The organism is Bartonella sp. ML69XJBT (genome assembly GCF_028618515.1).
Classification (GTDB): domain Bacteria; phylum Pseudomonadota; class Alphaproteobacteria; order Rhizobiales; family Rhizobiaceae; genus Bartonella.
In genome coordinates this window covers 1-13,004 of the sequence record NZ_JAQITB010000035.1, presented here as the reverse complement: position 1 = coordinate 13,004, position 13,004 = coordinate 1, and the positions used below count along the sequence as shown (strand labels likewise).

The 13,004-nt window shown below is 36.0% G+C and carries 15 protein-coding genes and 5 pseudogenes; 10 read left to right on the top strand and 10 right to left on the bottom strand.

Going from position 1 to position 13,004, the window contains the following annotated elements:
* The 4 genes from PVV68_RS08300 to PVV68_RS08285 all read left to right on the top strand — a co-directional run.
* On the top strand, nucleotides 1-134 hold a 134-nt coding region (locus PVV68_RS08300), incomplete at its 5' end, for a phage tail protein (RefSeq protein WP_275065393.1).
* The gene (locus PVV68_RS08295; protein ID WP_273721185.1) at nucleotides 131-355 is read left to right on the top strand and encodes a tail protein X; all 225 of its coding nucleotides are present in this window, start codon (nucleotides 131-133) and stop codon (nucleotides 353-355) included. The genes PVV68_RS08300 and PVV68_RS08295, both read left to right, overlap by 4 nt.
* A complete protein-coding gene (locus tag PVV68_RS08290) occupies nucleotides 352-1,659 on the top strand; it encodes a phage late control D family protein (RefSeq protein WP_273721186.1) in 1,308 nt (435 codons plus the stop codon). The genes PVV68_RS08295 and PVV68_RS08290 overlap by 4 nt, the downstream gene beginning before the upstream one ends.
* A gap of 317 nt (nucleotides 1,660-1,976) precedes the next feature.
* The gene (locus PVV68_RS08285; protein WP_273721187.1) at nucleotides 1,977-2,504 is read left to right on the top strand and encodes an antA/AntB antirepressor family protein; all 528 of its coding nucleotides are present in this window, start codon (nucleotides 1,977-1,979) and stop codon (nucleotides 2,502-2,504) included.
* A gap of 46 nt (nucleotides 2,505-2,550) precedes the next feature.
* On the opposite strand, the gene PVV68_RS08280 is transcribed toward PVV68_RS08285, so the two are convergent.
* From PVV68_RS08280 to PVV68_RS08265, 4 genes are all read right to left on the bottom strand, one after another.
* Entirely contained in the window at nucleotides 2,551-2,871 is a 321-nt protein-coding gene (locus PVV68_RS08280; RefSeq protein WP_273721188.1) for an addiction module antidote protein, read from the bottom strand.
* Nucleotides 2,858-3,160 (bottom strand): type II toxin-antitoxin system RelE/ParE family toxin, encoded by a 303-nt coding sequence (locus PVV68_RS08275; RefSeq protein ID WP_273721221.1) that lies wholly within the window; start codon nucleotides 3,158-3,160, stop codon nucleotides 2,858-2,860. The genes PVV68_RS08280 and PVV68_RS08275 overlap by 14 nt, the downstream gene beginning before the upstream one ends.
* Nucleotides 3,161-3,271: 111 nt before the next feature.
* Nucleotides 3,272-3,595, bottom strand: a complete 324-nt coding sequence (locus tag PVV68_RS08270; protein WP_273721224.1) for a type II toxin-antitoxin system PemK/MazF family toxin — start codon at nucleotides 3,593-3,595, stop codon at nucleotides 3,272-3,274.
* The gene (locus tag PVV68_RS08265) at nucleotides 3,595-3,819 is read right to left on the bottom strand and encodes an antitoxin MazE family protein (protein ID WP_273721190.1); all 225 of its coding nucleotides are present in this window, start codon (nucleotides 3,817-3,819) and stop codon (nucleotides 3,595-3,597) included. Before PVV68_RS08265 ends, PVV68_RS08270 begins: the two co-directional genes overlap by 1 nt.
* A gap of 140 nt (nucleotides 3,820-3,959) precedes the next feature.
* Between PVV68_RS08265 and PVV68_RS08260 the strand changes: the two genes are divergently transcribed.
* The 4 genes and pseudogenes from PVV68_RS08260 to PVV68_RS08245 all read left to right on the top strand — a co-directional run bounded on the left by PVV68_RS08260 (nucleotide 3,960) and on the right by PVV68_RS08245 (nucleotide 5,195).
* Nucleotides 3,960-4,622 (top strand): lysozyme, encoded by a 663-nt coding sequence (locus PVV68_RS08260; protein ID WP_273721192.1) that lies wholly within the window; start codon nucleotides 3,960-3,962, stop codon nucleotides 4,620-4,622.
* Nucleotides 4,619-4,845: pseudogene (locus tag PVV68_RS08255) on the top strand (hypothetical protein). The gene PVV68_RS08260 and the pseudogene PVV68_RS08255 overlap by 4 nt, the downstream one beginning before the upstream one ends.
* Nucleotides 4,778-4,984 carry a hypothetical protein gene (locus tag PVV68_RS08250; RefSeq protein ID WP_273721194.1) on the top strand — a complete coding sequence of 69 codons (207 nt, stop codon included), beginning with the start codon at nucleotides 4,778-4,780 and terminating at the stop codon, nucleotides 4,982-4,984. The pseudogene PVV68_RS08255 and the gene PVV68_RS08250 overlap by 68 nt, the downstream one beginning before the upstream one ends.
* The gene (locus PVV68_RS08245; protein ID WP_273721196.1) at nucleotides 4,977-5,195 is read left to right on the top strand and encodes a hypothetical protein; all 219 of its coding nucleotides are present in this window, start codon (nucleotides 4,977-4,979) and stop codon (nucleotides 5,193-5,195) included. Before PVV68_RS08250 ends, PVV68_RS08245 begins: the two co-directional genes overlap by 8 nt.
* 7 nt (nucleotides 5,196-5,202) lie before the next feature.
* Here the strand turns inward: PVV68_RS08245 and PVV68_RS08240 are convergent.
* The 5 genes and pseudogenes from PVV68_RS08240 to PVV68_RS10735 all read right to left on the bottom strand — a co-directional run.
* Nucleotides 5,203-5,485: pseudogene (locus PVV68_RS08240) on the bottom strand (type II toxin-antitoxin system YafQ family toxin).
* Nucleotides 5,486-5,497: 12 nt separating this feature from the next.
* Entirely contained in the window at nucleotides 5,498-5,773 is a 276-nt protein-coding gene (locus PVV68_RS08235) for a type II toxin-antitoxin system RelB/DinJ family antitoxin (protein WP_273721197.1), read from the bottom strand.
* A gap of 120 nt (nucleotides 5,774-5,893) precedes the next feature.
* Nucleotides 5,894-6,442: an antA/AntB antirepressor family protein gene (locus PVV68_RS08230; RefSeq protein WP_273721199.1), complete on the bottom strand. Its 549-nt coding sequence runs from the start codon at nucleotides 6,440-6,442 to the stop codon at nucleotides 5,894-5,896.
* 561 nt (nucleotides 6,443-7,003) lie between these two features.
* Nucleotides 7,004-8,160: pseudogene (locus PVV68_RS08225) on the bottom strand (tyrosine-type recombinase/integrase).
* 818 nt (nucleotides 8,161-8,978) lie between these two features.
* Nucleotides 8,979-9,089 (bottom strand): annotated as a pseudogene (locus PVV68_RS10735) (helix-turn-helix domain-containing protein); the annotation flags it as partial.
* A 2,261-nt stretch (nucleotides 9,090-11,350) separates the two neighbouring features.
* Here PVV68_RS10735 and PVV68_RS08220 point away from each other — a divergent pair.
* Both PVV68_RS08220 and PVV68_RS08215 read left to right on the top strand, forming a co-directional pair.
* Nucleotides 11,351-12,013 (top strand): lysozyme, encoded by a 663-nt coding sequence (locus PVV68_RS08220; protein ID WP_273721201.1) that lies wholly within the window; start codon nucleotides 11,351-11,353, stop codon nucleotides 12,011-12,013.
* Nucleotides 12,010-12,238: pseudogene (locus tag PVV68_RS08215) on the top strand (hypothetical protein). The gene PVV68_RS08220 and the pseudogene PVV68_RS08215 overlap by 4 nt, the downstream one beginning before the upstream one ends.
* 255 nt (nucleotides 12,239-12,493) lie before the next feature.
* Here PVV68_RS08215 and PVV68_RS08210 read toward each other — a convergent pair.
* On the bottom strand, nucleotides 12,494-12,802 hold the full coding sequence (locus tag PVV68_RS08210; RefSeq protein WP_273721203.1) for a hypothetical protein: 309 nt from the start codon (nucleotides 12,800-12,802) through the stop codon (nucleotides 12,494-12,496).
* Nucleotides 12,803-13,004: the final 202 nt, after the last annotated feature.

Here is a 13,004-nt window from a genome sequence, read left to right as displayed (position 1 = left end):
CGGGTCAGGGGAGGATTTTAGGCAAGTTTGTCATCCTTTCTGTCAAAGAAAAGCAAAGTGTTTTTCATCAAAATGGCAGCCCAAAAAAACAAGAATTTACCATCAATTTGAGAGAATATGGTGAAGAACTATGAGTGATCTTTACATGACAAAAGAAGGCGATATGGTTGATGCCATTTGCTGGAAATACTACGCCAAGGGGCAACAAGCCCTTGCTGTTGAACGCGTTTATGCAGCTAATTTTGGTCTTGCAGACTATGGCCCTATCTTAAAAGCAGGCATTACAATTCTTCTTCCAACCCTCCCCTATCCCAAAGCCACACCGGTCATTAGAATTTGGGGCAGTCAATCATGAAACCTTTTTGCATCGTGATGGCAAATGGAGAGGATATTACAAGAACTCTCATGGACTATGTCTTATCGATTGAAATTACCGATGAAGCAGAAGACAAAAGCGACCGTATCACCATAGAGCTTGATGATCGCGCCCGTGAGTGTGATAACGGCTTTCTTGACATTCCTCTCATCGGGACAGTTATTTCCATAACACTTGGCTATGAAGGCGGTAAAAACCGCGATATGGGCGCCTATCTGATAGACGAAATCTCTGTAAGCAGCCCACCACAAACCTTAAGTGTTACAGGGCGCGCTGCCTCCATGAATACATCTTATCGAACACCAAAAAGCCAATCCTATCATCAACAAACCCTCGGGAGTATCATTCAAGAGATAGCACAGCGCAATGGCTATACAGCAAAAGTTGACCCTGCTCTTGCAAAAATTGTTGTGCGTCACATTGATCAAACGGTAGAAAGCGATATGGCTTTTGCCACGCGCCTTGCAGAAGAATATGACGCCGTTGCAAAACCCGTTGATGGAAAATTGGTACTTGCCAAACGGGGTGAAGGCAAAGCCATTACCGGTGAAACACTCCCTATTGTTGTTATCCATGAAAAACACTGTACCTCTTGGGATTTTAAATACAGTGCACGAGATGAAGCAGGTAGCGCCAATGGCTTAGCAACAGATGCGGGAGATGACCAAAAAGCCGCCGCTGATGCAAGGGAATCAGAGGAAATTGAGGAAGGCGAAGATGTAATCCATATGGATAAAAATGATGTCCCTAATTTGCCTAAAACAGAGACAACAGCAGAAACACCAGAACAAAAAAAGCAAGAAGAAGAGAAAAAAGGCGGTGTACTTGCAAGCTATCATGATATCCGCACTGGTGAGAAAAAGGAAGTCAAGGTTGGTAAAGAACCTTTTCATGAACTCAAATATACCTACCATAACCAATCAGAAGCGGTTGCGGCTATTGCTGCTTATCGCAATAAGTCATTGCGTGGGAAATCTTCTTTCTCATGTGATATTGGTGGTGATCCCTTTGTGCAAGCAGAAGCAAAGCTTGTTCAAGAGCCCCCTTTCCGTCCCTATATTCCAGCAGAATGGCGTATCAAAAGCGTCAAACACAAGCTTGATAAGACGGGTGGATATACAACAAAAATAGACTGCGAACTTTTTGATAAAGCCCAAGAAGATGCTGCAAAAAACGTAGCCAATACCACACCAGAAAAAGACGATACCCTTGATCCAAACGCCCCACCCAATGCATGTGATGAAGGCGAAGGCGTCATCCATATGGATGAGGAAGATAGATAAGTCAAATTAGTAAAAACGTAAAAAATCTCGAAAGCAGCTTGACAATGTGGCAACAATATGTCTATTGTCGAGTCAGGTGCCTAAGAAACACCTTAGAACAACAAGCGGATTGGTTGCCGAAATAATCAGTCTTCCGCACATTGTAAAGGCTTTGACTCATTATATGCGTATAGCGTATACTGGTCTTGTCGGGTGTGGTTATGCCATAAAATACCCTTTCGGGGGAAAGCATAACGACGGGCTTGTTGCCGTGTTTCTTAGCACCCGGCACTTTTTAAAAGTGTCATTAAGAAACATCTATCAACAAGGAATTCATTATGAATACTCTTATAGAAATTAGAGAACAGGTTATTGATCAGGAAACTGTTCAAACTGTTAACGCGCGTGATTTACATACGTTTTTAGAAGTCAACTCTAAATTTGCAGATTGGATTGTACGCCGTATTAAAGAATATGGATTTTTGGAAAATCAAGATTATGGTTTTACGTTTCTCAAAAATGAGAAACGTAAAAATGTTATAAGTAAAGAATATCATCTCACCTTAGATATGGCGAAAGAGCTCTCAATGGTTGAGCGCAATGAGAAAGGACGTCAAGCTCGTCGTTACTTTATTGAATGTGAAAAGAAACTAAAAAATCAATTTGTTGATTATGATGATATACGTTTTGCTTTCCCAAAAGATTGGGATAAAATGTCTCCAACTAAAAAGGCTGTTTACATTTATGGACCTCTCCACATGCATCTTGTCAAAGCCTTTACGTTGGTAGAAGAAAGCAAGCATTACAAAGCCATAATCAAAGAAGCAAAACAAGTCTTAGAAAGATCTGTCGTGAAAGCCGCTTAAGTAAAAAATATGCCTCCCTTCCCCATCTTTAAAGGTGGGGAGGTAGTCAAGATGCTTCTTCTAAAGCTGCTTGTTCCTTACAATTATTTTGGATAGGCGTTAAACTCATTTGTAAATCTAATGCACTTAAAACACTAAGAAAAGTAGAAAGCCGTGGGTCGCCTTTATCACTTAAAGAACGATAAAGAGACTCTCTTGATAGTCCTGTATTTTGAGCGATTTTACTCATTCCTTGGTTTTTTGCTATTATACCAAGAGCATGAGCAAGATACTTACTATCTTTGCTTTCAAGAGCATCTTCTAAAAGAATCCTTTGTGTCTCAGGTGTCTTGAAATATTCACTTGTGTCAAATTTAGTAATTTCCATGTTTCATTTCCTTTACTAATTGAAGGGCTTTTTTGATATCCTTTTGTTGTGTAGATTTATCACCAGCATTTAATAACAAAATGATTTGCTTACCTTGTTTTACAAAATAGATTCTATAGCCAGGACCATGATGTATTTTTAATTCTCCAATTCCACGGAAAAATTTTACATTTCCAAGAAATCCCGTTTCTATTCTTGCTATGCGTTTAACAATATGTGCTTGCGCAATCTCATCTTTTAAAGAATCTAGCCATTTTATAAAATGCTCTGTTTTGTATACTGTAAACATTTGTAACTTATAAGATACAATTATTGCAATGTCAAATACATTCTTTTGTTCCAATGAAAAAGCTACATGAAGCTTAACCAAGCTATCTTTCCGAAGAAAAAAATCCAATTTTTATTTTACTATTCCTAAAAATACAGCCAAACAACGCTCAATTTCTACCATTTTATCTACAGGAATGAAACCGAAAGCTGAACTAATTTTTTCACATCTTATCGTCATAATTTTATTAATCATTACTTGCGAAGGTTTCTGCAAACCATTCTTGTCGTTTGGCTGAATCGTAATGCGGAGTAATGGAGCATCAATAAGTGTACTTGTAATTGGTAAAACCGTCACGCTTGTATGTTCACTAAATTGATTAGCTTGAATGATCAATGCGGGTCTTGGTTTACCAAAATCACCTTGTATCGCTATTGTTACCAGAGAACCACGCATCATTCTGTCCATCCATCAACATCCATTAAAGATTGATCCATAAACAACTGTATAGATGTATCAGCTTTATCCATTTTTGCCACTAAGCGGGTTTGACGGTGGCACTCTTCTGCAAAATTCGGCTGGCGTGTATCTGGAACCCAAATTTGCATTAAGCGCAAACCTGCTTTTCTTTGTGCATTGCGATATTTTTGAACCCGTTCATTAACGTTCATTGTACCCATAACAAAATCTCCTTTTGTTTCATGTAACGTATAACACAGAAAAAAGTTACATGAAACGAGATTCTTACAATACGCGATAATTACAATTTTAGATTTTCACTCAGCCTCACCTTGTGTGGGGCTTTTTTATGGAGAATTTTATGCGAAAAATATCACAAGAGGGTCTTACACTCATCAAACAATGGGAAGGCTTGCGTTTGAATGCCTATAAAGACGCCATTGGTGTATGGACAATCGGTTATGGACATACAAACAATGCCGGAAAACCTTTTGTCCACAAAGGCATGACAGTCACTGAAAAACAAGCCGAAGAACTTCTTTGTAAAGACTTAAGACAATTTAAAAATGCCGTTGAACAAGCGGTTCAAGTTGCCTTAACCGATGAACAATTCGCGGCATTGGTATCTTTTTGCTATAATGTAGGAACAGGAGCCTTTTGTAACTCGACACTGTTAAAAAAGCTCAATCAAAGTGAATATGAAGTGGTCCCTGCCGAACTCCAGAAATGGACCAAAGCAGGCGGTAAGTGTCTTCAAGGTCTCGCACACCGGCGTGCAGCAGAAGCAGGATTATGGGCAAAAGGGACATTTGTTTTCTCCAACTATCAAACCGTAGAAACACAAGCACCAACGGGGGTTTTCAAAGCCGAAGCGCTTGCACCAATTATTGGTTCTTTCTCAGGTCTTGGCGGCTTGTTGGCAGGCAATAGTCCAGTGCAATGGGCTTTGGCAACCATTATGATCTTAGCGGCATGTGCTGGTATTTTCTTTGTTGCTAAACGTTTTCAAGAGCATCGCCTATGAAGTTCTGGATGAAAAGAAATCTGCTGTTAACAGGCGCGGCTTTAGCCGCTTTTTTATGGCTTTAGCTAAAGCTTTTACCCTTGGCAAAAAAGCAGAACAGCAAAAGCAAACAGAAAAAACTTTAAAAGCAGCAACAACACGGCTGGAGGTGGAAAATGAAGTTAATCAGAAAAGCGATGCTGATGTGCGCACTGCTCTCTCTGACTGGTTGTGCAACAAATAAATATGCTTCTTCTTGTGTTGGCTGGTTGCCAATTTATTTAGACAAGAAAGATCTGAATGCCATCAATTCAAACTTAGCAAGAGATATCTTAAAACATAACACCCTAGGTGAACGTTTGTGTGGATGGGAACATGGCTAGAAAAAAAACAAAAGACGATACAGAGCTTACAGAAACGGAAAAAACCATGCTTCAAGAAATGATTATTGCCTACCAAAGTGTGAAAATGATGTCGCGTCTGATGAAGTGGATAGTATTTTTTCTTTTTTTGCTTATCCTTGATTTTGCCCGCCTCATAGACACCATAGATAATATCTTTGCACATATGAAACAGTGGTTTTCAAAACATTGAAAAATTGTCATAAACGCAGTTCAGCATGTGAACTAAGCCGTAAAAGTTCTAATGTATCATTATCAGGCTTTCGATAGATCAAAACTAAATCTGGTTTAATATGACAAATCACGACACTTCCACCATTGACCTGTTAGTGCGTGATCTCTCCACTGAACTTTTAAGGGTTTGTTTTCCGCTAACAATTTGATCACAAGCAGCAAGTCTGTCTCTAATGTATCAGCATATCTCCCCCTACTTTCACGTTTAAGATCACGCCGAAAAGACTTCGTATAAACAATTTCCCGCATAGCTAACCAAGATCACTTTGCAGATTTACATACTTCAGCTTTATCCGCACGAATCATGGCGCGCAAATCATCCAATGACGTACGTTCGACACGTCCCATCTCAGCATCTTCTATAGCCTGCAATGTTTCCGGATTGGGTTGAAAGAGATCAAGTGGCAATGCTTTATCTCTAGCAATTCGGGTCATAAACATACGAACCGCATCTGATACAGTCAAACCCGTGGATTTGATAACTGCACTTGCAACTTCTTGAACTTCATCAGGGATGCGTGCTTGAATTTTACCCATTTGCCTCAATCTCCTATTTATTTGTACTACAGTGTACTACATTTAAGACTCATGTCAAGAGATTTATCTAATAACTCCCTCCCCGCTTTTAAAACGGGGAGATGAACCATACTTTTAAAATTAAGCAGCTTTCACAACAGATCTTGCTAAAACCTGCTTTGCTTCTTTAATGAGGGCTTTATATTTTCTGTTTTCTTCATCAACTCTAAAGGCATCAATAAGACGAACATGGATAGGACCTAAAAGATACAAAACTTTTTCACCAGCGTTCATTCGCTCCCAATGGCTTGGTAAATCAAAGCGCCGATCAACATCATAATCAGTAGATTGACTTTTTAACTTTTTCTCACACTCAATAAAGTAACGACGAGCCTGCCTACCTTTCTCATTGCGTTCAACCATTGAGAGTTCTTTCGCCATGTCTAAGGTAAGGTGATAATCTATTGCTGTAACAGCTCTAGATTTTGCGCTCCCCAATTTTGGGGACCGCAAATCTTGTGTTTTTATAAAATCACTACCCTCTTCAAATTTATACTGATGAATGCGGTCTTTAATCCAGGTAGAAAAATCTTTCCCTATTTCTAAAAACGCGTGTAACTCACGCGCATTAACAGTTTGAACAGTTTCCTGATCAATGATTTGTTCTTTAATCTCTATAAGTGTGTTCATAATGAACTCCTATGTGTTTAAATGTCTTCTATTGACACTCTAGAAGAGCGCCGGGTGCTAGAAAACACGGCACATAGCCCGTCGTTATGCCTTCCCCAAAAGGGTATTGTATAGCATAACCACACCCGACAAAATCATTATATGTGTGTAACGTACAATGAGTCAAAGCCTTTAATGTGCGGAGAAAAGATTGTATCGGCAATCTATCCGCTATGTGTCTAAGGTGTTTTCTAGGCACCTGATTCGAAAATACACATCACGGAAATAATGTCAAGACACTTTCTATAATCTTTTAATACTTTTGCTAATTTTGTTTCTGAATGCCGGGTGCTGAAAAACACGGTCGATAGTCCGTCGTTATGCCTTCCCCAAAAGGGTATTGTATAGCATAGCTACACCCGACAAAGTCACTATACGCATTTAACATACAATGAGTCAAAGTCTATAATGTGCGGAGAAACGATTGTTTCGGCAATCTATCCGCTATCGATTTAAGGTGTTTTTGAGGCACCTGATTCGACAATAGACACATTGTTATAAGCTTGTCAAGTCATAAGCCTGTCAAGTCGCTCCTGTTATAAATGCAGCCCACTGTTCCAAGAGAACATGTCGTTGTTCTAAAAAATCTGTCCGCATATATGCTTTTGTCACTGAACTCCCAACGGAATGCGCAAGAACAGTTTCGGCAATCTCAAAGGGTGTTGACGTTGTCTCTGCTATCCAATCCCGTAAACTGGAACGAAAACCATGGGGGCGATAAGTCAAACCACAAACTGTCATATATTTTGCCATGCTTGCATCAGAAATTGGCTTGCCTGTAAGACCAGAAAAGAGAAAACCTTTTTTCTCAAAAGGGAGAGATCTTTCAATCACTTTCAAAGCTGCATGACTTAATGGCACGCGAAAATCTGAAACTTTTCCCACAATACCTTTCATATTTTCTTTTGGTATTGTCCATATATTTTTATCTATTTGTTCAAGACGAAAATATCGCAATGGATATGACCGTACTCCAGTCAAAATCAGAAGCTTCAGTGCTAAATTTGAAAGAATCTTATCATCTAAATTCTGATAAAAAGTAGGAACTTCTTGCCATGGCATAGCAGGAATATTTGTTGATGTAACACGGGGCTTTCCTAAAAGAGCACGTGCTTTCATACAGGCTTGTAGATCAACATCCAAACCAAGAGCTGCAGCATATTTCAAGCAAATGTTAATACGGTTTAATGTTTTTCGCGCTGTATCTGCTTTTTCATGCCAAAGGGGTGAGAGAACATTGCGAATGATATTGGCTGTTAATTTTTCTATAGATAAGCTACCTATCTGCGGTATGACATGTAATTCTAACGGAGAAAACCAACGCCCATTTTTGCCTTCATTTTTTAATTCGGCTTTTTTACTTTCAAAAGCCGCTTTTGCAATCTCACTGAATATGTTGCTTTGCTGTTTTAAGACGGTTTGTTCTCGAAAGACAATAGGATCATTGCCTTCTTTAAGAATATCACTATAGTATCTTACAAGTTCGCGCGCTTCTTTTAGAAAAAGTTGTGCGACTGAACCGAGTCCCATTTCACGGCGTTTGTTGTGGTATGTATAACGAAAGAACCAAGAGCGTGTATTGTCTTTCTAACATTCAACCACAGCCCTGCCCCATCACAATATTTACCCTGGGAAGCAGACTTTACAAGTAATGCTGATAATCGATGAATCCCCCTCACTTAATTTCCCTTCTCGTCCACCTTTTCACACATTGCTCGTCCACCTTTTTGGGTCCACCTTTTAGACCACCTTTAATTTTTGATTTGAGATTTTTTCTTTAATTCTTAATTTTTTTATTGGAACATAAAAAACTATACACATCAATACGCTCTTACACATCTTTATATACTTTGAATCTTGTTGATAAGCCCCTGCCTGCCGCGTCTGGGCACCATTTTTTGTTTTTTTTGAGAATAACTTATTGTTTTTTAAGGGTGAGGAACACTAGAATAAAGGTGAGGGAATAGAACTTTCTAGCCTTCATCCTATAGAGTTTTTGCTTTTTTGTTAATTTTCTCTCATAATTCTTAAATTCTGCTCAGTTCTGTTATGAAAAGCTAGTAATGTTGCAATAAATATGACAACAGTTTCACGGCTAAATAAATCAGGAGGCTTGATGCTAAAAAACTTTACGAAGTGCAAATTTTTTACTAATTTCTATAGAAGATAAAAACGCTATCCATACACTTAACTTCTCAACCATCCTATAATTAAGTATTCTCAGTGAGAGATGCAAAGTTATCACAAGATTTTGCCAAATAATATATGTATCTAAAATCTTGTTGGACAAAAATTGAGAATATTTCCCCAATCCATTGTTGGTAAGTGTTGTGTTTTTCGGCACTATTTGTCTGATAATGGTAGCATTATCTTGAATAAAATATATTAAATCAATATGTTGTATATGTTTATTGCGTATTTGAAGCTTATTTAGATTTTGTTTCAATTGTTGTAACAAATTTGCAATTTACGTATAAAGAAACTTGAAGTTGCTATCCTATTTATATTTTTCATTTTGCCCTGCTAAAGCTCGATTATACACTACACAAGTGCACCCACAAAATTGTTTAATTTTACGGACTTGCCTACCATTAGGCAAAATTTCAAATTCAAAGACTTTGCGTCATTGCCATAGGTTCTGTTAGAAGTATTTTTTACTATTTTATACTTCATTTATGAAATTAGAGAATTTATATCTCAGTTTTTTAATATCTGTCTCAATTTTAAATCTGACTGTTTTGCATTTAATGATGAAAATCATCACATAACATCAGCTTGCAAATTATCCATTAACAATCATAATATCTATACCAGAAGATTTTAGAACACATTCTAGTGAAATGCTAAAGCAGAAAAATATTCCGCACCCAAAAAACTATAGAGCAATGCATCTTACTCATCATTCTACCCTTCTGAGTAGCAAAACGCTTTCGATCATTCGTCAATATATTCAACAATAGAAAACACTTAATGCATGAAGTTTTACATGCCTTATATTACCATTCTTAAATGAAGGTATTTTACGTTACAACAAGATAAAAAGCACCGTACAGAGCGATTGGATAGTTTTATTACCACATGAGGAATTAAATTCGCTCTGTACAGCCAAATGTAAGGTAAATAAACCTCATTGATAAAATTAAGGATATAAGTATCAGAATTTTAAAATATTTTAAAAAATTGTAAATAACTAATGCAAAAAGATTGATTACAACAGCGATAAAACATACTATATGGAGAGGTAGCAAAGCATTTTTATCACCTTTATGAATCTCCTAAAGCTTTAGAGAGTACAAAGAATGCAATGAAAACCAATATCATGACATATTGGAAATGCTGATTTAGTATTAAAATACAATTGAAAGCATAGAATTACAGGAAGAATATCTTGAAAACTGTTATCAATTATGAACCGTTCATAAACGATAGCGATAGAAAAATCAAAGAAATATTTGAAGATACTAGATATAATAACGGCATTATGAATGCCTATAAAATAAAATAGTTATAAAACATCTCAAATACATAGAAAGATGGATTATCAAAACAATCTCTTTTCGCTGTATATAACAAACCCGAAGGAAAACCTATGAACAGTTCACTTTTTTTATTTATTTGTTTTGAATATAAAAACTGAAAATCGTATATTATAGCTTCTTCCAATAGCTCTGAAATACTCTTCTTTCACATTTTGGTCGCACTTGATGACAAGATTTCCAAGTTTGGTGAACAAATACTCAATTTCTTCTTTAGAAACTCCAGGTTTGGTACATTTTGATAAGTTATCTTCATCTCAGTTGATACCATGAATTTTGATGTCTTGCTATCATAACGTGTAGATGGATAAATTATATCTATTATGTTTTTTATTTTGGTAAATTGGCTTATAGAGATCTTTCTTTAAAAAACTTCTTGATTAATTTATCTTTTTTGAGGAAATTAGAGAGCAAAACAAAGAATTATAAAATTAATTGTAGATTTTCTAATTCAAATCTGTATAATACATTATGTATTTGGATGTAGGATCTTAAGCCGCATTTGTAAATACAGAATGTTTAATTATAATATCTTTTTGCGCTTTTATGGTAGCTTTTTCGATATAAGTGGCAAATATTGTAATTCTTCAGAAGTCGCTGTCTTTATTGTGTTGATTGTTGTTATTCTTGCCTTTTCTTAGGTGTATTCTTGTTTTCCTGAGGAAGTTGAAAGAATTTGTTATCTAAATTTTTTAAGATTCATAGGTGATTTTTATGAAAATTCTCATATTACAATTGGATAGAGCTTTATTCTGAACGTTGATGGAAATGTGATATAAATTGGTAAGAAGGATGATGTAAGAACAATGATTTTCGTATTGGGGTAGCCTATCAACTCTCGTTTATTGAATATGCTGTAAGAATTCTTCCTCAGAGCAGTAGTGTGGGTTTATAAAACAAATATTGGATAAACAAATATTAATGTATACCACTAGTTGTTTATTTTTGTATTATTTTATGTGTTGCCGCAAACGACTTTTTAAAGAAGAAAGGAACATTTAGGATAAAAACTACCCATAGAATTTATAGGGTAAACCATATTGGTGATGAGTTGTAAAAAAATATTGAAAGAATTCTGTCTTATTGCGAATTGGATTGAGTTGGAATTGTTGCTTTTTAAAGTCGAAACGAAACTGCCTGTTACAGAATAGATAGTGATTAACGTGTTCTTTTTTCTTATGCATAAAATGATATAGATCTTAAGCATTTTTAGCATAGAGTTATTATAGCTCTACTAGACTATTTCACTGTTCTATTCTTTAAAATAGGCAGATGTGAATTTAAATTTTATTCATGCCCTGCTTTGTGTAGGTTTTTTTATGGAATAGGGATAATGCGAAAAATATCAAAAGAAGGGTTGGCACTAATTAAGAAATGGGAAGGTTTGCGTTTAAGCGCCTACGAAGATTTAGTTGGTGTGTGGGCAATCGGTTATGGACATACAAGCGCTGTTGGTACGCCACATGTTCATAAAGATATGCGGATTACGGAAGCAGAAGCGGAGAAGATTCTTTGTCAAGACTTACAAAAATTTGAATATGTTGTTGAACAAACTATTACTGTTCCTTTAAACGATGAGCAGTTTGCCGCACTTGTATCATTTTCTTATAATGTTGGAACAGAAGCTTTTCGTAACTCTACACTTGTAAAAAAGCTTAATAGAGGAAATTATGAAGCTGTGCCAACTGAATTACAAAAATGGACGAGAGTAGGAGGAAAGCGTCTTCGAGGTCTTGTTAATCGTCGAGCTGCTGAGGCAGGATTATGGGCTCAGGGCTCATATGTATCTCCAAATTATCAAATAGTAGAATCACAAGGTGTAACAGGTATCTGCAAAGTAGAAGCTATTGCACCAATTATAGGTTCTCTTTCAGGACTTGGAGGGCTTTTTGCGGGTAATGGTCCTGTTCAATGGGCTTTAGCGGGTATTATGGTTTTGGCGGCTTGTACGGCCATGATATATATCGCTAAACGTTTTCTGGAGTACCGCCTATGATCTTATGGATAAAAAAATACCTAACCATAACAATAGCAATTTTAACGGCTTTTTTTATTGCTTTAGCAAGAGCTTTTTTCCTTGGAAAAAAAAGCTGAGCAGCAAAAACAAACAAAGAAAGCTTGCAAGATGGCAACAACACGGTTTGAGGTAGAAAATGAAGTTAATCAGAAAAGTGATGCTGATGTGCGTAATAAGCTTTCTGACTGGTTGCGCGACGAATAAACAAGGTGAACGTTTATGTGGTTGGAAACGTGGACAGAAAACAAAATAATAGGAATACAGAGCATACCCCATCAGAAAAACAGTTTCTTCATGAGATGATTCATAATTTCCAAAATATGAAAACACAATCTTTGATCTCTCATTTCGATAATAAAGCTGATTTTTTTGAAAAAATTGAAATATTTTTAAAAGCACAATTCATAATTTTACTGTAGAAATTGAGCTAAAATAATACATATCTGCTCTCTGTATACTCTACCCGTTGAATATAGAGAATATAGAAGCGTATAAATATGCTCCTAAGGAAGTATATAGACGTTTTATTTTATGAAATAATGGCGCTACACTTTTCCAAAAAACATCATGATTAGCAGGATGAGTAGTTATAATAATTTTATTTAATAAAGAATCAACTTGATCCTCAAGAAATACATTTGTTTCCAAAACAGCAGAAGTAACAATAACAGATGCTTCTCTTGGAAAAGATGTACGATCAGACGCTTTTACGACAGATGAAAATGCTAAAATAATAACAGATACATAAAAATAATATCTTATATTCATATTTTATACCTTATTCTCTTTAATAAAAATCCATAATAGATATAACATAATATTATTTTTATGTATATACTTCAAGCTATATAACAACAAAAAGAATAAAATATTTTATAAATTAATTTAGATAACTAATTATTAGCTATTTTATTTTTAGAAATAGATATTCAACAACTCACATATTAGTAAAAATAAATTTGATAAATTT